The organism is Bartonella sp. A1379B (genome assembly GCF_002022485.1).
Classification (GTDB): domain Bacteria; phylum Pseudomonadota; class Alphaproteobacteria; order Rhizobiales; family Rhizobiaceae; genus Bartonella; species Bartonella rochalimae.
On record NZ_CP019780.1, the window covers coordinates 703790 to 727446 of the forward strand.

General features: G+C 35.5%; 18 protein-coding genes and 1 tRNA gene. 9 read left to right on the forward strand and 10 right to left on the reverse strand.

Annotation, left to right across the window (positions count from 1 at the left end; all coding sequences use genetic code 11):
* The first annotated feature begins 104 nt into the window (after window positions 1-104).
* Window positions 105-179, forward strand: a tRNA-Glu gene (locus BA1379B_RS03050).
* A 246-nt stretch (window positions 180-425) separates the two neighbouring features.
* On the opposite strand, the gene BA1379B_RS03055 is transcribed toward BA1379B_RS03050, so the two are convergent.
* Window positions 426-2351 (reverse strand): BID domain-containing T4SS effector, encoded by a 1926-nt coding sequence (locus BA1379B_RS03055; protein ID WP_153574811.1) that lies wholly within the window; start codon window positions 2349-2351, stop codon window positions 426-428.
* Window positions 2352-2997: 646 nt separating this feature from the next.
* A complete protein-coding gene (locus BA1379B_RS03060; RefSeq protein WP_078673790.1) occupies window positions 2998-3642 on the reverse strand; it encodes a hypothetical protein in 645 nt (214 codons plus the stop codon).
* 230 nt (window positions 3643-3872) lie between these two features.
* Between BA1379B_RS03060 and BA1379B_RS03065 the strand changes: the two genes are divergently transcribed.
* Window positions 3873-5087, forward strand: a complete 1215-nt coding sequence (locus BA1379B_RS03065; RefSeq protein WP_078673791.1) for an NADP-dependent isocitrate dehydrogenase — start codon at window positions 3873-3875, stop codon at window positions 5085-5087.
* Window positions 5088-5324: 237 nt separating this feature from the next.
* Here BA1379B_RS03065 and BA1379B_RS03070 read toward each other — a convergent pair whose 3' ends face one another.
* The 7 genes from BA1379B_RS03070 to ssb form a co-directional block, all read right to left on the reverse strand.
* Window positions 5325-6512 (reverse strand): MFS transporter, encoded by a 1188-nt coding sequence (locus tag BA1379B_RS03070; RefSeq protein WP_035006328.1) that lies wholly within the window; start codon window positions 6510-6512, stop codon window positions 5325-5327.
* Between the two features lie 446 nt (window positions 6513-6958).
* Complete coding sequence (tgt, locus tag BA1379B_RS03075) at window positions 6959-8077, reverse strand: tRNA guanosine(34) transglycosylase Tgt (protein ID WP_035006735.1); 1119 nt, start codon at window positions 8075-8077, stop codon at window positions 6959-6961.
* 410 nt (window positions 8078-8487) lie between these two features.
* The gene (locus BA1379B_RS03080) at window positions 8488-9000 is read right to left on the reverse strand and encodes a peptidylprolyl isomerase (RefSeq protein WP_078673792.1); all 513 of its coding nucleotides are present in this window, start codon (window positions 8998-9000) and stop codon (window positions 8488-8490) included.
* Between the two features lie 4 nt (window positions 9001-9004).
* Window positions 9005-9610: a peptidylprolyl isomerase gene (locus tag BA1379B_RS03085; protein WP_194284901.1), complete on the reverse strand. Its 606-nt coding sequence runs from the start codon at window positions 9608-9610 to the stop codon at window positions 9005-9007.
* A complete protein-coding gene (coaD, locus tag BA1379B_RS03090) occupies window positions 9607-10113 on the reverse strand; it encodes a pantetheine-phosphate adenylyltransferase (protein WP_035006330.1) in 507 nt (168 codons plus the stop codon). The genes BA1379B_RS03085 and coaD overlap by 4 nt, the downstream gene beginning before the upstream one ends.
* Before the next feature lie 33 nt (window positions 10114-10146).
* Window positions 10147-12915 carry a DNA gyrase subunit A gene (gyrA, locus tag BA1379B_RS03095; protein WP_078673793.1) on the reverse strand — a complete coding sequence of 923 codons (2769 nt, stop codon included), beginning with the start codon at window positions 12913-12915 and terminating at the stop codon, window positions 10147-10149.
* A 239-nt stretch (window positions 12916-13154) separates the two neighbouring features.
* Window positions 13155-13643, reverse strand: coding sequence for a single-stranded DNA-binding protein (gene ssb / locus BA1379B_RS03105; RefSeq protein ID WP_035006333.1), 489 nt, complete (start codon window positions 13641-13643; stop codon window positions 13155-13157).
* A 224-nt stretch (window positions 13644-13867) separates the two neighbouring features.
* Between ssb and uvrA the strand changes: the two genes are divergently transcribed.
* The 3 genes from uvrA to glnA all read left to right on the forward strand — a co-directional run bounded on the left by uvrA (window position 13868) and on the right by glnA (window position 18866).
* Complete coding sequence (gene uvrA / locus BA1379B_RS03110) at window positions 13868-16780, forward strand: excinuclease ABC subunit UvrA (protein ID WP_078692371.1); 2913 nt, start codon at window positions 13868-13870, stop codon at window positions 16778-16780.
* A gap of 281 nt (window positions 16781-17061) precedes the next feature.
* A complete protein-coding gene (locus BA1379B_RS03115; protein WP_078673796.1) occupies window positions 17062-17400 on the forward strand; it encodes a P-II family nitrogen regulator in 339 nt (112 codons plus the stop codon).
* A 56-nt stretch (window positions 17401-17456) separates the two neighbouring features.
* Complete coding sequence (gene glnA, locus BA1379B_RS03120) at window positions 17457-18866, forward strand: type I glutamate--ammonia ligase (RefSeq protein ID WP_078673797.1); 1410 nt, start codon at window positions 17457-17459, stop codon at window positions 18864-18866.
* 220 nt (window positions 18867-19086) lie between these two features.
* Here glnA and BA1379B_RS03125 read toward each other — a convergent pair whose 3' ends face one another.
* On the reverse strand, window positions 19087-19827 hold the full coding sequence (locus BA1379B_RS03125; RefSeq protein WP_035006338.1) for a hypothetical protein: 741 nt from the start codon (window positions 19825-19827) through the stop codon (window positions 19087-19089).
* 375 nt (window positions 19828-20202) lie between these two features.
* Here BA1379B_RS03125 and BA1379B_RS03130 point away from each other — a divergent pair, with 375 nt between their 5' ends.
* Genes BA1379B_RS03130 through BA1379B_RS03145 form a run of 4 tightly spaced genes read left to right on the forward strand, consistent with a single transcriptional unit; the run spans window position 20203 to window position 23639 of the window.
* Window positions 20203-20520 (forward strand): TrbC/VirB2 family protein, encoded by a 318-nt coding sequence (locus BA1379B_RS03130; RefSeq protein WP_078688185.1) that lies wholly within the window; start codon window positions 20203-20205, stop codon window positions 20518-20520.
* Window positions 20521-20829, forward strand: a complete 309-nt coding sequence (locus tag BA1379B_RS03135) for a type IV secretion system protein VirB3 (RefSeq protein WP_035006340.1) — start codon at window positions 20521-20523, stop codon at window positions 20827-20829.
* A 9-nt stretch (window positions 20830-20838) separates the two neighbouring features.
* Window positions 20839-23193 carry a VirB4 family type IV secretion/conjugal transfer ATPase gene (locus BA1379B_RS03140; RefSeq protein ID WP_172802090.1) on the forward strand — a complete coding sequence of 785 codons (2355 nt, stop codon included), beginning with the start codon at window positions 20839-20841 and terminating at the stop codon, window positions 23191-23193.
* The gene (locus tag BA1379B_RS03145; protein WP_172802076.1) at window positions 23190-23639 is read left to right on the forward strand and encodes a type IV secretion system protein VirB5; all 450 of its coding nucleotides are present in this window, start codon (window positions 23190-23192) and stop codon (window positions 23637-23639) included. The genes BA1379B_RS03140 and BA1379B_RS03145 overlap by 4 nt, the downstream gene beginning before the upstream one ends.
* Window positions 23640-23657: the final 18 nt, after the last annotated feature.

Consider the following 23657-nt stretch of genomic DNA (forward strand, 5'->3'; position numbering starts at 1 on the left):
ATATCTCAAAAAAATAATTCAATAAAATGCATTTTTTTTAAAAAAAATCACTTATAGGACTTGCGAAGTAAAAAGATCCTCTCTATAAGCCTCATCATTGGTCTGCGCCCATCGTCTAGCGGTTAGGACATCGCCCTTTCACGGCGGAAACAGGGGTTCGATTCCCCTTGGGCGTACCAGTTTCTTTCCTTCACATAATCTGTTTGTTTTATTAATCTTTTTAAAAGATGAAGAAGTAGGAGCTTATATTTTCCTTTTTAGCTCATTATAAATTGAAAGTTCTTTCCGAGCTATTTTTTGTTTTGATAAATCCAATACTGACTGAACAAAAAATTATGGTACCTCAGATTATTACAATCGAGATAAATACAAACTTTACACAAATGCTTTGCCCCCATGAATATAAAAAATAAAAAATGTAAATCTTATATTTGTAATAGATTATGCTCCATTTTTTTCGATTCATGAGCTCTGCTTCTAGTTAGCTGACATACTTTTTGAGCTTTCTTAATAATTTCTGTGACTTTCTGTGCTCTACTGAATGATATACCGACACTTTTAGCGAGCTTCTTATAATCTCTATCATCAAGGGTTTGATACTCCCAAAATGTAAGACGATCTTTGACTTTATCCACAAGACCTGTAATTTCTCCGCAAAGTGAGGGATTGGCATTTAAAGCTTTGATCTGATCTTCTTCAGACATAGAAAGGATATTTTGCACTGCTTGACTAGGCATTTTTATCGCTTGCTGACAACGTTCTTGTTTTTCTTGGTGCTCTTGAAGAATGTGCTCTCTAAGAGAAACTACAATACTTATATAATTATCAAACTCCTGAGTGAGATTAAAGTAATCTTTCTTAGCTTGTTTGCGCTGTGGACTGTCAATACCCAATATTTCCGTACCTGCCAATTTAGACATATATTTAAAAAGACTCATATTCTGTCTGATATACTGTTCACCGAAACCTGAATCTATATTAACAAGATTGATATCAGCATCCAATATTTTCGAGCTTTTATAGACAGATTTTGATAAAGTTCTGATTTTTTGTCGACTCTTTTGAACGAAAATATTACCTGCAATTCTTGCAACAATTTCTTTTTCCGTCAAAGGAGCTACTTTTTCTTCTGGAATAAGAATATTCTCAAAGTTTTCTGGCACAGAAGCTCTAAAAGTAAGTTTGTCACCAAGCCGTAATGCTGTTAATGTTTCTGGTGCAAAATAATCTTTTTTGCATATAACATACTTATCATTTATCATGAGCATGATGGAATCTGGGCTATAACCTTTACAAATACCCGTATAGGTAGAACCTTCATTTGGCACTACAATAACCCTATTTATCACCTTTGCATACTCATCAAAAGATCCCGCATTCCTTATGGCATTCATGAATTCTCTTAAAACATCCACTTTTTCTGGATTGGAGATATCTTCAAATAGATGACACATAGGAGTGATATTGCCTACAGCTCTGCCATCACGTGGTAACGCAGCATTATTAGCAGATCGCATGCGTTGTTCTGTTACAACCGAGAAGTCAAGCCTATACCCTGCTGCTTCGGCTATTTGTTCCATAAATATCCGTTGTGCGCATCCATTTCCAACTGCAAAAGGTCTTAAATTACTAAACAAAGCAAATATCATCGATGCTTCATAAACAAACTCTTTATGTGATAAACCTTTCAAATTATTCTTTTCGGCTAGTATTTGATCGATTCTCTCTAAACCGTCTTTAATTTTATTATTGACTGGCACCGTGGTAACTGTGCCATCTAAAAATGTAAATGGAATATCACAGGTATGCCCAGCCCATTCGAACGTTTTCTCAAACAAACATTTATGAAGATATTTTAGATAAGATGAATCAAACTTTTCTGGTAGCGGTTCTTTTTTAAGCCTGTACTCTGCTTCTAATACATCATAGGCACATATATCTTGAAACTCTATGCCCTGCAATTCATATTTATTTTTCAGCGTTAAACTATTAGCATAGATATAGCCATTTAGCAAAACCTCATCCACCGGAATATTAAATTTCTTCCGTGTAAGATCTCTGAATAACAAATAATCTCTAAGTAAAAAATCTTTAAGTGAAAAATCACTAGATGAGAGATCATCGCGTAAAAAACTATCAGCTGCAGTCACATACCTCTTTATAAAGGCAAACTCCTTAGGAAGAATGTAAAGCCCATTAATCATATATACGTTGATAGACATCTCTACAGACTTTCGTAGTTCCTTTTGAGAAATATCTATCGACTCTGTACTCGATTTATTGTCTATACTAATCACTCTGTTTTCGTACTTCTGTGATGTAGAAGCTTTAGAACTAGGAGATTTTTCCATGCACACCTCAAACGATCAGCGCACACCTTAAACGATCAGCGCACACCTTAAACGATCAGCGCACACCTTAAACGATCAGCGCACACCTTAAACGATCAGCGCACACCTTAAACGATCAGCGCACACCTTAAACGATCAGCGCACACCTTAAACGATCAGCGCACACCTTTCAGCTTTAAAACTTAACGATTATTATTTACAGTAATAAACACACAGTAATAAACACACAGTAATAAACACACAGTAATAAACACACAGTAATAAACACACAGTGTTTTAAATATCATTTAACTTATTATCAATATGTTTTTTATTATAAAAAATATTAATTATATGTTTTAAAATAACAATATGAATGATTATTATTTCTATAAAAATGTTGGAATAAAAATTAAACGATAAAAAGCCACAAAAAGGGGAAGAATAGTGAAAAAACGTAAACAAAACCAACAATATAAAACCCCTCACCTTGATAAGAAAGTGAAGTATTGATTTTATCATTTTTTTATTTGGCCAATGTAATCTCTAAATAATCTTGTGAATTTTTATCATGTAATAAAATAAATCTTTGTACTTATTAATGCAAACAAGCCAATTAATGCAAACAAGCCAATATTCTTAAAACTATATAGCTTAATGGTGATATTCAATAAATAATAGAAAAACGAAGAGATCCTATAGAGCCTGTAAATATTTGCTTACCTTCCTGTTGAAACTGTTGGATTAACTGATCATCAATCATACGGCGATCCCACATTGTACCAAACACATTACCTTGTTTCCAATTGACTGACTTTCCAATAAGATTTTCTATATCTGATTGATTATATATTCTAGCAGTATCGTGTTCTAAAGCTGTAAATAAAGCTTGTGGTGCCCCAAGTAATTTCCCTTCTCTTGCTAAAGAATGCACCAGATTTTTCAATTGATTACTGTCCATTATTAAAGGAACATAAACCTGAAAACGACCATTTGGAACGCCATCATAATCTTGAAATTGTGATGCATCAACTTCAAAAGTGTTCCATAAAGAAAGAGAATAAGTACTATCAATTAAAGAAGGTAAGATTTCTGTAAATTGAATTTTATTATTAGAATTATCGGGCAACTCTTGAAGACGTGATAATGTATCATGAAAAACTGAAGGAATAATATTTTTATTACTGATATGCGCAGATGGCACCTGAATAGTATCCTGAAGTATCTGACTTAAATTCTGCTCTTTATGTGAGCTATGTTTTTGGTAGCTATCAATTCCTGGATTTACTTGAAACGAGTTAATAGAAACCATTATTTCCCCCATTTAAATGATACACCCCAATAATACCCTATATTGTAATTAATATAACACAAATAAAAAGATTTCAAAATAAAAAGGAAGAATTAAAAGAACAAATATTTAAAATAAAAACTGAGTTATATATACAAAAAGCTTTTTCTAGATTTCTGTTTTTAATTTCCATCATGGATCTGAAAGTGCTATAGGAAAAATATTATTTCAATACAATAAAGGGACTCCTAATGGCAAAGATTAAAGTGACAAACCCCATTGTCGAAATCGACGGTGATGAAATGACTCGTATTATCTGGAAATATATTAAAGATAAACTCATTCATCCCTATCTCGATATTGATCTTAAATATTATGATCTTTCCATTGAAAATAGAGAAGCAACTAGCGATCAAATAACAATTGATTCTGCTCATGCAATCAAAAAATATGGAGTCGGTGTGAAATGTGCAACCATTACTCCTGATGAAGCACGTGTTAAAGAATTTAATTTAACAAAAATGTGGAAATCACCAAATGGAACAATTCGCAATATTTTAGGAGGTGTTATTTTTCGTGAGCCTATTATCTGCAAAAATATTCCACGTCTCGTTCCAGGTTGGACAAAACCAATTATTGTCGGACGTCATGCTTTTGGCGACCAATATAAAGCAACAGATTTCAAATTTCCGAATAAAGGAAAATTAAGTATTAAATTTGTTAGCGATGATGGCCAAATTATTGAACATGATGTCTTTAATGCTCCAAGTGCAGGAGTTGCAATGGCAATGTATAATCTTGATGAATCAATTCGCGACTTCGCCCGCGCGTCCTTTCATTACGGACTTCAACGCAATGTCCCTGTCTATCTTTCGACCAAGAATACTATTTTAAAAGCCTATGATGGTCGTTTTAAAGATATCTTTCAAGAAATATTTGACTCAGAATTTAAAACCGAATTTGAAAATCGTAAATTATATTATGAGCATCGTCTCATCGATGACATGGTGGCTTCTGCGCTTAAATGGTCAGGTGGTTACGTTTGGGCATGTAAAAATTATGATGGTGATGTTCAATCAGATATCGTTGCTCAAGGATTTGGTTCTCTTGGTCTAATGACTTCTGTTCTGATGACACCAGATGGTAAAACTGTTGAAGCAGAAGCTGCTCATGGTACAGTAACGCGTCATTACCGTCAGCACCAAAATAATAAAGAAACATCAACAAATTCTATTGCTTCTATTTTTGCTTGGACACGTGGACTAACACATCGTGCTAAGCTTGATAATAATGAAAAATTAAAAAACTTTGCTACTACATTGGAAAGAGTTTGTATTAATACTGTTGAAGAAGGTTTCATGACAAAAGATCTCGCTATTTTAATCGGTCCCGAAAAAAAATGGCTATCCACAACAGGATTTCTTGATAAAATTAATGAAAACCTAAAAAAAGAAATGACTCACTAGCATCATTCCACACTCAAAGTTTTCTAAATAGAAAACTTTGAGTTTTTTCTATAAATTATTAAATCGTTCACATACAAATTCTATGATTCGCTCTAACAGCAATCTTTCTCTATATGAATACTTTTTATTATCTGTGCCGTGTTATTTTTTATCGAAGTCACTACTATGCTGCTCTCTTTTGATGATTCCTACGCTTATATATAAGAGGCTAAAATAACTTTAAAAATCTTTTCAACTTTACTTAGGAAAATACTGATTATATTTTTCCATGTGCCACAAAAAACAGAACATCAGCAATCCACACAAAGTTAAAATACCTCCAAGGATAGCTGTGTGTTCATAACTATAGCCTAATTTCAAAATACATGCTCCAAATTCCGCTCCAATAGCATTCGCAATATTAAAAGCAGATTGCATCAAAGCGCTTGCTAACATCTGTGCAGGCGTAGCAATATCGATGATTTTTGCTTGTATAGAAGGCATAGATGCAAAAGAAGTCCCAATAAGAAAACATCCTAATGCTGCTGTTAGCGGAGTATATGATAAAAAGAAAAAAAGAAAAAAAACGAATGTACTCCAAAGCATAGCAAAAAATATCGTTGCTGAAGAACCAATCTTAACTGCAAATTTAGGACCTAAAATATTACCCACAACCATTCCCAATCCCATCAATGGCATAATAAATGGTACCCATTCAAGAGAAACATTAGAAATATAAAGCAATGTTGACTTAATATACGTAAAAACAGAAAATAATCCTGATGCACCAATTGAAACCATCGCCAAAAGAAACCATACTTCTTTTTTCTTTAATGCACTTAATTCGTTTAAAATGCTTGTTTTAGTAATGTTAGAAACAGAAGGTAAAAATTTCCAAATAAGAAAACAACACATCAAAGAAATAATACCTACAAGAAGAAATGCAAACTGCCAACCAACAAGTTGACCAATCCAAGTTGCACTCGGTGCTCCAATAACTGTTGCAATTGTCAAACCAAGCATAACACTACCAACAGCTTTTGACCGTTCATTTCTTTCTACCATTGAAGAGGCGACCATAGTTGCAATACCGAAATAAATGCCATGTGGAAGACCACTGATAAATCGTAAGATTACCAATACGTTAAAGACAGAAAAAAATGAACTAATAATATTCGCTAAAGCATAACAAAACATCAACCCTATCAAAACAGCCTTATGTGGCAGCTTAGCTGTTACGATAGCTAAAATAGGTGCTCCAATCACAACTCCTAAAGCATAAGAAGAAATATATTGTCCGGCTGTAGCAATACTAACATGTGAGCTACGCGCCATCTCCGGTTGTAAACCCATTGCAACAAACTCAGCAGTACCAATAGCAAAGCTTCCTACTGCAAGAGCTAAAATGCCAAAATGCTTGGTTTTAAAATCAATTCTAAAAGACATGAAAGAATTTTATCCTTAGAAAATCTTTGTCTTATTATTTTTACACTAAATATTATTCTATTAAATATGCTGTAAAATGAGCAAATAATACGTTTTTAATATCAAAAGCAATTTCTTGAAACAAAAAGAATATACAACTTTTACGTTTTACTTTCATGATGTTTTATAAAAATAAACAAAAAGCATATTAAAAAGGTAATTTTCATACTTCTTTAAGGATTTACTAACTTAGAATTAACATTGTTAATTTAGATAGTGATTAGAAACAGAAAACAAACTGCTTCTCTCCGGATCAGGTAGTGCGTGCCGGAGCAATAATTTTTATTCAATAGAGTATATCATAGAGAAATAAATAACCACAGCGCATATTTACCTTAAGGTAGCTATTTATATTCCCTAAAAGAGCTATATGAATACTTTTTTTAATACAATTTTCTTTACGGACCTTATCGTCCTTGCATCCATAAGGCTACTGTATCGGAGCAAAAGTCGGCGTAACGTCCTGCTTGAATAGCATCACGAATACCTTGCATAAGTTGCTGATAATAAAAAAGATTATTCCAAGTCAACAACATGCCTCCAAGAGATTCACCAGATTTGATTAAATGATGCAAATAAGCGCAACTATAATCACGTGCAGCAGAACAAGGCGACTGTGGATCAAGAGGATTTGGATCTTCTGCATAACGTGCATTTCGCAAATTAATTCTTCCAAAACGAGTAAAAGCTAAGCCATGACGGCCTGCACGTGTTGGCATAACACAATCAAACATATCTACCCCTCGAGCTACACTTTTTAAGATATCATCTGGCGTCCCTACACCCATGAGATAACGAGGCTTATCCTCCGGTAAAATTGAACAAGTAACATCTAGAACAGCGGTCATAACATCCTGAGGCTCACCAACCGCAAGCCCTCCAATAGCATAGCCTTTCAAGTCCATTTCTTTTAATGCTTGAGCAGAGCGTTCACGTAATTTCATATTATCTCCGCCTTGAACAATACCAAACATTGCTTTTTCTGGTTGATCACCAAAAACTTTTTTACAACGCTGTGCCCAACGCAATGAAAGTTCCATAGCAGCTTCTATTTCTCTCTCTGATGCCGGTAATGCAATACACTGATCAAGCTGCATTTGAATATCAGAATCAAGAAGACCTTGGATTTCGATAGAACGTTCTGGACTCATATCGTAATAGGCCCCATTAATATGAGAGCGAAAAATAACACCCTGCTCCGTAATCTTACATATCCCCGAAAGAGACATAACCTGAAAACCACCAGAATCCGTTAAAATAGGCCCAGACCAACGAATAAATTTGTGCAATCCTCCTAAACGCGCAACACGCTCAGCTCCCGGTCGTAACATCAAATGATAAGTATTACCTAAAATAATATCTGCACCAAGAGCATGTAATTGGTCCATATACATAGCCTTAACGGTTCCAACCGTTCCAACTGGCATAAATGCAGGTGTGCGAATACGTCCTCGTCCTGTTATAATTTCGCCTTGGCGAGCATATCCATCTTGAGATTTTTTTTCATAGTGAAATGCTTTTATCATCATTTTTATCTTTTTAATTTCAGGATCCCATATCACTACTAAAATAAAAGCAATGGCTTCTTTACTGCAGCTACAAATTATGGATCTCTTTTATTCACTAACACTAAAACTAGTCAAAAAAAATTCAAAAAAATCAGCTATTAAACGATTAATAAAATAAAAAAATTATTGAGTGCAATAAAAAATATCTAATATTTTATGATACTAGCCAATAACCCTCTTTTAATTGAAAATCTTTAGAAAATGATAAAAATCTTATGAAAAATATATTTTCACCTAGATAAAAAAGTTTCTAGTACAATTTTCTATTTTGAAATCTCAACATTCAAAACTCTTTCTGCACGAAAAGACGTTATTTATATGCAGCCTTCATGCTGTAAAATTGCAAAAAATGTTACATAACATCTCTATTATTTGGCATCTGCAGCAATTGTAGCTTTAATAATTGCATCTGGATCTACAACAGGCTCACCGCGCTTAATTTTATCAATATTTTCCATACCTTTAAGCACTTGTCCCCATATAGAATATTGACGATTAAGCCAAGGAGCATCTGCGAGACAAATAAAAAACTGCGAATTAGCCGAATTTGGATTCTGGCTACGTGCCATAGAAACTATCCCACGTTTATGAGGAAGATTTGAAAACTCTGCTTTTAAGTCGGGTTTATCTGAACCACCCATACCAACACGTGACAAATTAAATTTCTGATCATTTTTTTTGCCAAACTGAACATCACCAGTTTGAGCCATGAAATCGTCAATAACACGATGAAAAACAACATTATCGTAGGCACCCTCACGCACAAGTTCTTTGATACGTGTAACATGAGCAGGAGCTAAATCAGGGAAAAGCTCAATTACTACTTCTCCTTTTGTTGTTTCAAGAATTAAAGTATTTTCTGGATCTTTAGGCTCGACCATAGTGTCATTCCTTTATTTCTACTTCCACTTTTTTCTCAATTTGTAAATAAGCAGCATTAATAACATCAGGATCTGTTACAGACCCATTATTATCTGCAGTTCCTTTTTTAATTTTATCAACAACTTCCATTCCTTTTACAACTTCTCCAACAACAGTATATTGACCGTTTAAAAAAGTAGCATCATCAAAACAAATAAAAAATTGAGAATTTGCTGAATTTAAATCTTGTGAACGAGCCATACCAACAGCACCACGTTTAAAAGGTTGCTTTGAAAACTCTGCTAGTAAATTAGAATAGTCTGAACCACCTTTACCAACATTTTTCAGATCAAAATCAACACTATCTTTTTTTCCAAATTTCACATCACCAGTTTGAGCCATAAAACCAGGAATAACGCGATGAAATACGACATTATTATAAGCACCTTCTTCTGTTAGTTTCTTAATTCGAGCAACATGTTTTGGTGCAAGATCTGGTCGCAACTGAATAATTACATCACCATTTTTAAGAGATAAAACAAGAATATTATGCTCATCTGCAGCAGCACTAAATGAAAATAAGTAAAAAAAACATGTTAAAAAAGTAAAAATTCTAAAAAACACAATCATTCTTCCCTTTGAGATTTAAATTTTGAATACAAAGCTTGTGCAACATTTGGAGGAACAAAAGGCGTAATATCTCCTCCCATAGTGACAATTTGACGCACCAATGTAGAGCTTATCATACGGCTAGAAATACTTGCTGGTAAAAAAATCGTTTGCAACTCAGGAGCCATCATTTCATTTATTCCCGCCATCTGCATTTCATAATCAAAATCAGTACCATCACGCAATCCACGAATAAGAAATGAAGCACCAATTTCACGCGCTTTATCAATAAGGAGATTGTCAAATGAAATAACTTGTAACCGATCAGAACCTATATTCAATATATCTTTTCTCACTTGTGCAATTAAATCAACACGCTCTTCAAAACTAAAAAATGGCTTTTTTATAGCTTGTATACCAATAGCCATCACCACTTTATTAGCTAAAACTAAACTACTTCGCAAAATATCAAGGTGACCATTTGTAATAGGATCAAAAGATCCTGCATAAAGAGCAACTGTCATCTATTTTTTCCGATGATTTTAGAGTTATTTATCTTAATTAATATCAACCATACCAGAATGTTTTTCACTGTCATCATCTAATTGATTGGCATCATCCTCAGGATCAGAAATGCGCTCAACCGATACAACTTTTTCACCCTTTGCTGTATTAAAAATTGTTACTCCTTTTGTAGAACGACCAGCTATACGAATCCCCTCAATAGGAACTCGAATAAGTTGTCCTCCATTTGAAACCAGCATTATTTGATCTTGCGCTTCTACTGGAAAGGCTGCTACTAGCTTACCAATTTCAACAGTTTTATTTGGATCAGTTGCGCGAATCCCCTTTCCACCGCGCCCTGAAATACGAAATTCGTAGGAAGAAGATCGCTTTCCATATCCAAACTCACTAACTGTTAAAAGCATTTGTTCACGAGCAGCAAGCTCTGCATAACGCTCATCTGTTAGTTCTGTTTCATCTCCATCTTCATCTTCATCAACAATTACAACATCTTCCGTATCCGCACCAGCAGAACGTCGCTCATTAATTGCACGTTTAATATAAGCAGAACGCTCCACTGACGTTGCCTCAACATGCTCTAAAATAGTCATAGAAATAACCTTATCACCATCAACCATATTGATACCACGTACCCCTACCGAATTACGTCCCACAAAAACACGAACATCAATGACTGGAAAACGAATACATTGTCCATTGGCTGTTGTCAGAACAACATCATCACGCTCTGTACAAGTTTCTACAGACAAAATTTCATCTTCGTCATCAAGTTTCATGGCAATTTTACCATTACGATTTACCTGAATAAAATCCGATAATTTATTGCGGCGTACTGTTCCACGAGTTGTTGCAAACATAACATCTAATTCACTCCAACTTGCTTCATCTTCTGGCAATGGCATAATTGTTGTTATACGCTCTCCTTCCTGTAAAGGAAGCATATTGACCAACGCGCGCCCACGCGACTGCGGTGTACCAATAGGCAAACGCCAAACCTTTTCTTTATAAACGATCCCTCGTGATGAAAAGAAAAGAACGGGTGTATGTGTATTACTCACAAATAAGCGCGTTACAAAATCCTCATCCTTTGTGGACATACCAGAACGCCCTTTACCCCCACGACGCTGAGCACGATATGTATTGAGAGGTACACGTTTAATATAACCACTATGGCTAACCGTTACCACCATATCCTCTGGCACAATTAGATCTTCATTGTCCATCTCAGCATTACCAAAACCAAAGACAGTGCGCCGGGGAGTCACAAATTCCTCGCGAAGAGTGCTTAGTTCATCCTTCACAATGCCCATAATCCGTAAACGTGATGACAAAATATGAAGATAATCTGTAATATCTACCCCAATTTTATTTAACTCATCAGCAATTTCATCACGTCCAAGTGCAGTAAGCCTCTGTAAACGTAACTCCAGAATAGCTCTAGCTTGTTCTTCAGATAAATTATATGTGTTATCCTCATGGATAATATGACGAGGATCATCAATAAGCTTAATTAAAGATGCTACATCAGCTGCCAACCAACGCCGCTCCATTAACTGTACACGCGCCGTCTGAGGATCAGGTGCTGTGCGAATTAATGCTATAATTTCATCAATATTTGCAACCGCAATAGCAAGGCCAACTAAAACATGCGCACGCTCACGCGCCTTACGCAAAAGATATTTTGTGCGCCGACTGACCACCTCTTCACGAAAAGAAACAAAAGCACGAAGCATATCAAGCAACGTCATTTGCTCAGGCTTTCCCCCATTCAGCGCGACCATATTACAGCCAAAAGAAGTTTGTAATGGCGTATAGCGGTATAGTTGATTCAAAACAATATCCGCAACAGCTTCTCTCTTAAGTTCAATAACAACCCTATATCCATCACGATCAGACTCATCACGCAGATCAGAGATTCCTTCGATGCGCTTATCGCGTACTAATTCAGCTATCTTCTCAATCATCGTTGCTTTATTAATCTGATAAGGAATTTCGCTTACAATAATTGCCTGTCGGTTATTGCGAATTTCTTCAATATCAACCTTAGCACGCATAATAATTGAACCACGTCCCGTTTCATAAGCTGAACGAACACCTGAACGACCGAGAATAATACCACCTGTAGGAAAATCCGGACCAGGAATAATTTCAATTATTTCATCAAGCGTTATATTAGGATTGTCAATTAAAGCAATACATCCATCAATGACTTCACCAAGATTATGTGGAGGAATATTGGTTGCCATTCCTACAGCAATCCCACCTGATCCATTAACTAAAAGATTAGGAAAACGTGCTGGTAAAACTATAGGTTCACGCTCACGTCCATCGTAATTATCTTGAAAATCAACCGTCTCTTTATCGATATCAGCTAAAAGTTCTTCTGCAACTTTTTCTAAACGACACTCTGTATAACGCATTGCAGCAGGAGGATCACCATCCACAGAACCGAAATTTCCTTGTCCATCAATTAATGGATTTCGTAAAGAAAAATCCTGTGCCATACGCACCAATGCATCATAAATTGAAGCATCACCATGGGGATGAAACTTCCCCATAACTTCCCCAACGACACCTGCTGACTTACGATAAGATTTATTAAAAGAAAGCCCCATTTCATTCATCGCATGAAGAATACGCCGATGAACAGGCTTAAGACCATCGCGCACATCAGGTAATGCACGCGATACAATAACGCTCATCGCATAATCGAGATAAGAGCGTTGCATTTCTTCAATAATACTAACTGGTTCAATACCGGTCAGGACATCATGTTCTGATTGTGTAGTAAGATCGGTCACAACTTCAATACTTTCAAAAAAGAATCATTTTGATCTTTTATATCGAAAAAAATTGCAAAATGCTAATTCAGCTCTTTACAAAAAGTAAACATTTAATGATAATTTTCAATACGTTATTTTCTTTTATTAAAAATCGTATATGCAATGAATAACGCGCACGCTGCTCAATAAAAAGTAAAATAAACATATATGATAAAATATACAAATACTTCTGAAATAGAATATCACTACTAAAGGTATCAAAAAGGAATATCATCATCCAATTGATGTGAAAAATTTCCTTCTAATTGAGTATTTTTCTGATCAAAATCATCTCTTTGATCAAAACCACTGCTTGACTGATTCACATTGGATATTTGCTCTCCACTCCCTACCCCACGGCTATCAAGCATTTGTAGTTCACCACGGTATTTTTGTAAAACAATCTCCGTTGTATAACGATCATTTCCATTTTGATCTTGCCATTTACGTGTCTGCAACTGACCTTCAATATAAATTTTACTTCCCTTTTTTAAATATTGCTCAACAACTTTAATCAGATTTTCATTAAAAATAACGATATTGTGCCATTCTGTCCGCTCTTTACGTTCATTCGTATTGCGATCACGCCAACTCTCTGAAGTAGCAATACGTAAATTTGCTACCTGATCACCAGAGTTCAATCGACGAATTTCAGGGTCTGCACCAAGATTACCGATTAAAATAACTTTATTAAGGCTCCCAGCCATTGTATAAACTCCACAATTTCAAACCATTTATATTATAACAAAATCGAACATCAACGTATAGTTTATTTTACATAAAACACAAAAAACTACTACCTTAACTTTCTTCATTTACCAAAGTCTGTATTCTTTTCTAAATGCAGCAATTGAACACATTGTAATTTTCAAAAAATAATCTTATTTCATATTCATGATTTAAGTTTTGCTAATATGTGCCAAGGATTAATATGTCTCATCAAAAATATATCTCTATTCGCGGCGCACGTGAACATAACCTAAAAAATATTAATCTTGACCTCCCCCGTGATAAACTCATTGTCATAACGGGTCTCTCCGGTTCAGGGAAATCATCTTTAGCCTTTGATACAATTTACGCTGAAGGCCAACGTCGTTATGTTGAAAGCCTTTCCACTTATGCACGCCAGTTTTTGGAAATGATGCACAAACCAGATGTCGATCAAATAGATGGACTTTCCCCTGCTATCTCCATTGAACAAAAAACAACCACCCGCAATCCTCGTTCAACAGTTGGTACTGTCACTGAAATCTACGATTATATGCGCCTGCTCTTTGCTCGTATTGGTATCCCTTATTCACCTGTTACGGGCCTCCCTATTGAGAGCCAAACAGTGAGTCAAATAGTTGACCAAATTATGACACTTCCAGAAGGTACTCGCATTTTTATTATGGCGCCTTTAATTAGAGGAAGAAAAGGTGAATATAAAAAAGAACTAACAGAACTTTTACAAAAAGGATTTCAACGTGCAAAAGTTGATGGAAAATTTTATGAAATAACTGATATACCTCCTCTTAATAAAAAATATAAACATGATATAGATGTAGTAGTAGACCGCATTATCGTGCGTAATGATATTACTGCTCGACTAGCTGATAGTATAGAAACTTGCTTACAATTAGCAGATGGGCTTGTAATTGCTGAAATGGCAGATCAGCTTTTAACAGAAAATGAAACTGTAAAAGGATCTTTCAATAAATCAACAAATGAAACCCACAAACGACTCATTTTTTCAGAAAGGTTTGCTTGTCCTATATCTGGTTTCTCAATTCCTGAAATTGAACCACGCTTGTTTTCATTCAACAGTCCTTTTGGCGCTTGCCCTGCTTGTGATGGACTTGGTACAAAAAAAGTAATCGATCCGATAAAAATCATACCAAATGAAAATCTTACTTTAAAAGCTGGAGCTATTGCTCCTTGGTCCCAATCATCCTCATCTTATCATCATAAAACTTTAGAAGCATTAGGAAGGGTTTATGGGTTTAAACTCACAGATAAGTGGTCCACGCTCTCAAATGAAGCACAACACGCTATTTTATATGGAACAAAAAAAGAGATCTCCTTTTTCTATGAAGATGATGTACAGTCTTACACTACAAAAAAAATCTTCGAAGGTGTTATTCCAAACATGGAGCAACAATGGAAAAAAACAGATTCTACACATTTTCATGAAGACATTGAACCTTATATATCTTCTTCACTCTGCCCAACTTGTAATGGTTACCGTTTAAAACCAGAAGCACTTGCTATCAAAATCCATGGAATGCATATTGGGCAAATATCAGAACTTTCCATTTTAAAAGCAAGTCATTGGTTTTCCAACGTTCATCAATATCTCAATGAAAAACAGCGCAATATATCAGCACGAATTTTAAAAGAAATCTGTGAGCGCTTAACATTTTTGAACCGTGTGGGACTCGAATATCTTACCTTATCCAGAGCTTCAAGTACACTTTCAGGTGGAGAAAGTCAGCGTATTAGACTAGCCTCGCAAATTGGCTCTGGTCTCACAGGAGTTTTATACGTATTAGATGAACCATCCATTGGCTTACATCAACGTGATAATGAACGTCTTTTAAAGACGCTATGTCATCTACGCAATCTTGGCAATACAATCATTGTTGTTGAGCATGACGAAGATGCTATTCTCACCGCGGATCATATTGTCGATATTGGTCCTGCTGCAGGCGTCCATGGTGGAGAAATCATAGCTCAAGGCCCCCCACAAAAAATTATAAACAATCCATCTTCACTTACAGGTCAATATCTCTCAGGAAAAATGACAATTAATTTTCCTACTCAACGACGCAAAATATCAAAATCAAAAACACTTAAAGTAATTGGAGCCAGAGGTAATAATTTGAAAAATATCAATGTAAATATTCCTCTCGGAACTTTTACTTGCATAACTGGTGTTTCTGGTGGGGGAAAATCAACATTTCTTATTGAAACCCTCTTCAAAGCGGCATCACGTCATATCATGGGAAGCCATCAAATCCCAGCAAGCTACGATAAAATTGAAGGACTAGAGTTTCTTGATAAGGTAATTGATATCAACCAATCACCTATTGGACGTACCCCACGCTCCAACCCAGCAACTTATACTGGCATTTTCACTCAAATTCGCGATTGGTTCGCAGAACTCCCGGAATCAAAAGCTCGCGGTTATCAAGCTGGACGTTTCTCATTTAATGTTAAAGGAGGACGTTGTGAAGCATGTCAAGGAGATGGTGTTATCAAAATCGAAATGCATTTCTTACCTGATGTCTATGTTACTTGCGATGTATGCCAAGGAAAACGCTACAATAGAGAAACACTTGAAGTGAAATTTAAAAGTAAATCCATTGCTGATATACTTGACATGACAGTTGAAAAAGCAGAAGATTTTTTTCAAGCTATTCCTTCTATTCACAACAAACTCGGCATCCTTGTTAAAGCTGGTCTTGGTTATATTAAAATCGGGCAACAAGCCACAACACTTTCTGGTGGTGAAGCTCAGCGTGTAAAACTCGCTAAAGAACTTTCACGCAAAACAACCGGGCGCACACTTTACATCTTAGACGAACCAACAACTGGTTTACATTTTCACGATATTTCCAAGCTTCTTGAAGTACTCCATGAACTAGTCGAGCAAGGTAATACAGTTATAGTCATTGAACATAATCTTGAAGTCATAAAAACAGCTGATTGGATTATTGATCTGGGGCCAGAAGGTGGAGATAATGGAGGTGAGATTGTTGCTGTCGGCCGCCCTGAAGACATTATTAATGTCCCTTGTTCTTATACTGGTAAATTTCTAAAAGAACTCTTGCTACGTCGACCTTTACATAATTTAAAATTTTAAAATAAATCACAAAATTATCAATTATCTAATAAAGCACTAATAAAAAATAACGCCTTAATTTACACCATTATTATCTTTTATAAATTTTATATTTTTTATCCTATAAAACAATAGCGCTACATTTTATAATGCAATATAGTTATTTCTAATAAGAATAAAATGCCTTATTTTTGATTTTTTCGTGAAAAAGTACTTTTTTGATACATCTCATTATCGTAATCGTAAATATAGTATAATGATATATAAATTAATAAAATAAAATCATTGGAGATAATCTCAGTATGAAAAAAATTGAAGCCATCATAAAACCTTTTAAGCTTGATGCAGTAAAAGAAGCGCTTCAAGAAATTGGTCTACAAGGTATCACAATAACGGAGGCAAAAGGTTTTGGTTGCCAAAAAGAACAGACAGAGCTTTACCGAGGTGCAAAATATATTATTGATTTTTTACCTAAAGTCAAAGTTGAAGTGGTTGTTCCTGATGAAATCCTAGAGAAAGCAATTGAAGCAATCCGTAAAGCAGCTCAAACAAAAAACATAGGAGATGGAAAAATATTTGTTTTACCTATCGATGACGTCATTCGTATTCGAACTGGTGAAACTGGCATTGATGCTCTTTAAATATCTATAAAATTTTTATATTTTCTATTCACCTCAATCCAATAAGGAAATTGAATATGACAACCGTTTCAGACATTCTTAAACAAATTGTAGATAATGATATACGCTTTGTTGATTTACGTTTTACTGATCCAAAAGGCAAATTGCATCATGTTACAATGGATATTGCTGAAATTTGCGAAGATACATTCACCGACGGTGTTATGTTTGATGGTTCTTCAATTGCTGGTTGGAAAGCAATTAATGAATCCGATATGGTCTTAATGCCAGATGCAGAAACAGCTCACATTGATCCTTTTTTTGCTCAATCGACTTTGATCATATTATGTGATGTACTTGATCCTGTTTCAGGAGAGTTCTATCATAGAGATCCACGTTCTATTGCTAAAAGAGCTGAAGCTTATATGAAATCTTTAGGGATCGGTGATACAATTTATATAGGACCAGAAGCTGAATTTTTTATTTTTGATGACGTACGCTATAAAATTGATCCTTACAATACAGGTTTTAAACTTGATTCAAGTGAAAATCCGTCAAATGATGATACTGAATATGAAATGGGCAATCTTGGTCATCGCCCACGCATGGGAGGTGGTTATTTTCCAGTCCCTCCTATTGATTCTTGCCAAGATATGCGTTCTGAAATGCTTACTGCGTTAAAGGATATGGGTGTACATGTTGAAAAACATCATCATGAAGTAGCTGCAGCTCAGCATGAATTAGGTATTCGATTTGATACACTGGTTCGTGAAGCTGATAAAATGCAAATTTTTAAATATGCCGTACATCAAATCGCCAATAGTTATGGAAAAACAGCAACCTTTATGCCCAAACCAATTCTAGGTGATAACGGTTCAGGTATGCATGTCCACATATCAATTTGGAAAGATAAACAACCAATATTTGCAGGTAATGAATATGCTGGGCTATCAGAGACTTGTTTATTTTTTATTGGTGGTATTATCAAGCATGCAAAAGCACTCAATGCTTTCACAAACCCATCAACTAATTCTTATAAACGCTTAGTTCCTGGGTATGAAGCCCCTGTCCTTCTTGCCTATTCTGCACGCAATCGTTCTGCAGCATGTCGTATTCCATTTGGTGCTTCACCGCATTCAAAACGTGTAGAAATTCGTTTTCCGGATGCATCATCGAATCCATATTTGGCCTTTTCAGCGCTTATTATGGCTGGTCTAGATGGTATAAAGAATAAGATACATCCTGGTCCAGCTATGGATAAAGATCTTTATGATCTGCCACCGAAAGAGCTCAAAGACATTCCTACAGTTTCTAGAAGCCTAGGCGAAGCACTTGAATTTCTTGATAAAGATCGCGATTTTCTTAAATCTGGCGATGTTTTTGATGATGACCAAATTAATTCCTTTATTGAATTAAAGCTGAAAGAAGTTCTGCGCTATGAAACAACCCCTCATCCTGTTGAATTTGATATGTATTATTCTGTTTAATGTAAGAATGAAAATTTTTGTTTGATTGTGATGGAATGCTAGAGCATTCTCATTAGAGGATTATCCTTCTATCAAATAGATTTTTATAAGGCATGTTTATTAGGAGATCATTTGAAACTAGCGATGAGAAGATTATTATCATTACGCGTTTAGACTATTTTTCAAAAATTATGTTTGGTTTATTTTTGTATTTTGAAGTTTAATGGAATATTTCTGCATTTTATTTTGATTCAGACATGAACTGATGGTGGTTATCGAAAGGGTTATAGGTTCCATACTTTTTGCGCCACTGTATAGGCTCAGTAAAGTTGCTAGACCAAAGGCCAATTTTATTGTTATAGGCGTTTTGTTCAGCACTTAAATATGTTGTTGGAACTGAATATTTATTGTCTTTTGATAGGATCAGCATGCCTTCTGCAAGCCCTATTTCTGCTAGATCGACTCCTTGCACAAAGCACTGAGCATAATGAGTTTCTTTTTCTATAACAGCTTGTTTACAAGATAAGTTATGTCCTAGAGTTTTTGTGACCAGCCATGCTGTTGTGACAGCTCCACATGGCCATTCTTGATTATCTAATTTTGCTTTTTGACGGGGTGCACATGTATCTACACCATATAAGTGAATATTTCGGACGATAGGTTTATGCTGAGGTTGTTCAGCAGGAATTATTAATTTAAATGTGACACCACTAGTCACAGATGCGATACCATTAAACACACCTTCATGATTATTTGAATCGCTATTGATCCAATTGAGATCTGGGTCATTTTCTTCTAATTTTTTTGGCACACTTGTTTCATAGTGCTTATTTTGTTCGATCTTGATCTCCATTGTATCTTGGTTTTCTTGCATTTTTAATGGTTCGAGAATATCTAGATCTGTTTTGTAATGGTTTTGGCTTATTATCCATATTCCTATAGAGCAGATAATGTAGACAAGAATAATCGATTTAAATCGCATTTGCCCAATCCTTATTGTTTCTATATCCTACAATTTTTTATGCATCTCTGCTTTTTTCCTAGATCTTAAAGAAAGCGTCTCAACAGCATTTGTTGCAAATTAAACACATTTTGCAAAGAAAAACATTATTTTACGCTCTTGATATTGTCATTTTGATAAAATAACAATATCCACATTAGCCTTTTTGGTTATAGATTTGATTAATTTCTGTCTCTCAGTCGGGGAATTCTAGTAAAGAATTTTTGTGATAGTTTGGTAGAACACTTGCGATTAAAGAATCTTAAAGTTGTAGGCCTGTAGTTTTAAAGTTTTTAAATTTGTAAAAGTAATATGATGTCAGTTTGTAATCAATATTCTTTCTGAAGAGGAGATTAAATGCCAAACATTATATCTAAGCATATTTATTATATCGCTTTTGCGCTACTTTTATCAATGTTTGCAGTGTTAACCCCTGCGTATGCTAATTCTGCTGCTGCCGGTATGGGAAATCTTGATACGGTTTTGCGGAATATTGTTACAATGATGACAGGGACAACAGCGAAGCTCATTGCAACGATCTGTGTTGCCGCTGTGGGTATTGGTTGGATGTATGGTGTTATTGATTTACGCAAAGCAGCATATTGTGTTCTTGGTATTGGTATTGTTTTTGGTGCTTCGGCTCTTGTTACGTTATTAATGGGGAGTTCATCATAAATGAATGAAGATACTCTTTTTCTTGCTTGCACACGACCAGCGATGTTTGCAGGTGTTACCGTAGAAGCAATGGCCTTAAATGTCATGGCAACATCTACTCTTTTTATCATAACAAGCAGCTTTTCAATGATCGGTCTTGGAGTTGGTTTGCATTTTATTTTACGCGAAATCACAAAACGCGATCATAACCAATTTCGTGTTTTATTCGCGTGGCTCAATACTCGAGGGAAACAAAAAAACCTGACAAGATGGGGTGGAGGATCTACGTCTCCTCTCCGTCTTGTCCGTACATACAAGGAGCTAAAATAAGTGAGACAACTGTCAGTGATGAAACGGGAATCTCTACCTGAGGAATTTATTCCTTATGTTCGTCATGTCAATCAGCATGTGATTGCATTAGACTCCCGTTGCTTGATGACAGTGATTTCTATCGAAGGAATCAATTTTGATACTGCAGATATCAGCCAATTAAATTCTTTACATACCCAATTAAATACGCTTTTGAAAAATATAGCAGATGAACGTGTCGCTTTATATTCTCACATCATTCGCCGACGCGAAAAAATTTACCCAGAGAGTCAATTTTCTTCATCTTTTGCAACAGCTTTAGATCGGCAATACAAACAAAAAATGATTTTGCAAGATCTTTATCGAAATGATCTATTCCTTTCGGTTATCTGGAATCCTGCAGCAGATAAAACTGAACAGTTAGCTTCTTTTTTTCACCGCTTAACGCAAGCAAAGAAGATGCAATCGGAACCAGATTCTGAAGCTATTCGGAAAATTGAAGAGTTAAGTCAAGATCTTATACAAGGTCTGGAGTGTTATGGAGCACGGCTTTTATCTACTTACGAATACAATGACATTGTATTTTCTGAGCAAAGTGAATTTCTTCATCAATTGGTGGGAGGAAGACGTGAGCGCATACCCCTTACATTTGGTACTATTGCCTCAACGATTTATTCAGATCGTGTTATTTTCGGCAAAGAAATTATTGAAATTCGTCATGAAAGCAATGAACGCTTTGTTGGTATGTTTGGATGGAAAGAATATCCTTCTAAAACACGTCCTGGTATGACAGATGGCTTATTGACGGCGCCCTTTGAATTCATCTTAACGCAATCCTTTGTTTTTAAAAGTAAAGCAGTTGCAAGCGCTATTATGAGCCGTAAACAAAATCAAATGATTAATGTAGCTGATCGTGCCAGCTCACAAATTGATGGCCTTGATGAGGCCCTTGATGATTTAGAATCGAATCGTTTTGTTTTGGGAGAACATCATCTCTCTTTAGCTGTTTTTTCTGATCGTCTACAAGAATTGACAGAATATCTGTCGAAAGCCCGTTCATATCTTACTAATGGTGGGGCCGTTATAGCCAGAGAAGATTTAGGGTTAGAAGCAGCATGGTGGGCACAACTTCCTGGGAACTTTAACTATCGAGCACGTTCTGGAGCTATTAGCAGCAGGAATTTTGCAGCATTATCCCCCTTCCATTCCTTTCCTATTGGCAAACTCAAAGGTAATGTTTGGGGTTCTGCCGTCGCCTTATTACAAACACAGGCTGGCTCTCCTTATTATTTTAATTTTCATTTTGGTGATGTTGGTAATACCTTTGTATGTGGTCCATCAGGGTCTGGAAAAACAGTCATTGTTAATTTTCTTCTTGCACAATTGCAAAAACACAACCCAACAATAGTCTTTTTTGATAAAGATCAAGGAGCAGAGATCTTTGTTCGTGCTGGAGGAGGCAAATATAAGCCTCTGAAAAATGGTCAACCTACTGGTATTGCTCCATTAAAAGGGATGGAATACACTGAAAAAAACAAACTCTTTCTTCAGCACTGGGTCTTAAAATTAGTTACCGCGGATGGCCAAACAGTAACAGAACAAGAGCGGCAGGATATTGCTAGAGCGATTAATTCCTTAGAAAGTCTTCCTCTATCACAACGCTCCTTCAGTGCGCTTCAACTGTTTTTTGATAATACTTCCACAGAAGGTATTGCCATACGTTTACAACGTTGGATCAAAGGTAATGCTTTAGGGTGGGTCTTTGATAATGATCACGATGATCTCAATTTAGATGCTCAATTTATAGGTTATGACATGACGGATTTCTTAGATAATGAAGAAATTCGTCGCCCTTTGATGATGTATTTGTTTAACCGCATTCTCGATCTTATTGATGGTCGACGTATCATTATTGTTATCGATGAATTCTGGAAAGCCCTTGAAGATGATTCATTTAAAGCTTTTACTCAAGATCGTCTCAAAACGATTCGTAAACAAAATGGCATGATGCTCTTTGCCACACAAAGCCCTAGAGATGCTTTGAATTCAACAATCGCTCACACAATCATTGAGCAATGTCCTACCCAACTGTTTTTTCCAAATCAAAAAGCCAATTACAATGATTATGTTGAAAACTTTAAACTCACTGAACGTGAATTTGAGCTAATCCAATCAGAATTAAGCAGGGAATCTCGTCGTTTTCTCATTAAACAAGGCCAAAGTTCTATTGTTGCAGAACTTAATTTACGTGGAATGGATAACGAAATTGCTGTCTTAAGCGGAACAAGTAGAAATGTTGAACTCGTCAACCAAATTATAAGTGAATATGGGGAAAATCCGGATATATGGCTACCTATATTTTACAAAAGGAAACAATCCCAATGAAAAAATATCTGATTATGTTTTTATCATTATGCTTTATCTCTCATGCAATATCGCAATCGGGAAACACAGAAGTTGATTCATATTATCAAAGTGTCACACAACAAGGAACATCCCTATCAGAAGGTAGTCGGCCCACATCAGAAATAGCTGAATCTATTTATACTTCAGCAGTTGAAAATCAGAAAAAGATTCAAGAAATCAATAACAAATTTTCATCACAGACTCTTAAACCAGAAGAAAAAGAAGCTCTTCAAAGGGAGTTGGCTATTCTTCAAGCTAATCTTCAAGTAGATACTCTAAAACTTCAGGCTTCTTCTATTATGAAATCGGAAAATGCTCAATCAAAAGAACAAGAACGTGAAAAAGAAGAACAGAAAAATCAGGAAGCTCTTCAAAAAACACTGCAAGACAAATTGGATCAAGCTAAAGCTAAGGTCAAGTATTAAATTGACTCCAGTTAGTCA

Excerpts from the sequence above, each read along its gene's own strand:
- BA1379B_RS03055 (WP_153574811.1), bottom strand. The coding sequence starts at position 2,351 with ATGGAAAAATCTCCTAGTTCTAAAGCTTCTACATCACAGAAGTACGAA.
- BA1379B_RS03060 (WP_078673790.1), bottom strand. The coding sequence starts at position 3,642 with ATGGTTTCTATTAACTCGTTTCAAGTAAATCCAGGAATTGATAGCTAC.
- BA1379B_RS03065 (WP_078673791.1), top strand. The coding sequence starts at position 3,873 with ATGGCAAAGATTAAAGTGACAAACCCCATTGTCGAAATCGACGGTGAT.
- BA1379B_RS03070 (WP_035006328.1), bottom strand. The coding sequence starts at position 6,512 with ATGTCTTTTAGAATTGATTTTAAAACCAAGCATTTTGGCATTTTAGCT.
- tgt (WP_035006735.1), bottom strand. The coding sequence starts at position 8,077 with ATGATAAAAGCATTTCACTATGAAAAAAAATCTCAAGATGGATATGCT.
- BA1379B_RS03080 (WP_078673792.1), bottom strand. The coding sequence starts at position 9,000 with ATGGTCGAGCCTAAAGATCCAGAAAATACTTTAATTCTTGAAACAACA.
- BA1379B_RS03085 (WP_194284901.1), bottom strand. The coding sequence starts at position 9,610 with ATGATTGTGTTTTTTAGAATTTTTACTTTTTTAACATGTTTTTTTTAC.
- coaD (WP_035006330.1), bottom strand. The coding sequence starts at position 10,113 with ATGACAGTTGCTCTTTATGCAGGATCTTTTGATCCTATTACAAATGGT.
- ssb (WP_035006333.1), bottom strand. The coding sequence starts at position 13,643 with ATGGCTGGGAGCCTTAATAAAGTTATTTTAATCGGTAATCTTGGTGCA.
- uvrA (WP_078692371.1), top strand. The coding sequence starts at position 13,868 with ATGTCTCATCAAAAATATATCTCTATTCGCGGCGCACGTGAACATAAC.
- BA1379B_RS03115 (WP_078673796.1), top strand. The coding sequence starts at position 17,062 with ATGAAAAAAATTGAAGCCATCATAAAACCTTTTAAGCTTGATGCAGTA.
- glnA (WP_078673797.1), top strand. The coding sequence starts at position 17,457 with ATGACAACCGTTTCAGACATTCTTAAACAAATTGTAGATAATGATATA.
- BA1379B_RS03125 (WP_035006338.1), bottom strand. The coding sequence starts at position 19,827 with ATGCGATTTAAATCGATTATTCTTGTCTACATTATCTGCTCTATAGGA.
- BA1379B_RS03130 (WP_078688185.1), top strand. The coding sequence starts at position 20,203 with ATGCCAAACATTATATCTAAGCATATTTATTATATCGCTTTTGCGCTA.
- BA1379B_RS03135 (WP_035006340.1), top strand. The coding sequence starts at position 20,521 with ATGAATGAAGATACTCTTTTTCTTGCTTGCACACGACCAGCGATGTTT.
- BA1379B_RS03145 (WP_172802076.1), top strand. The coding sequence starts at position 23,190 with ATGAAAAAATATCTGATTATGTTTTTATCATTATGCTTTATCTCTCAT.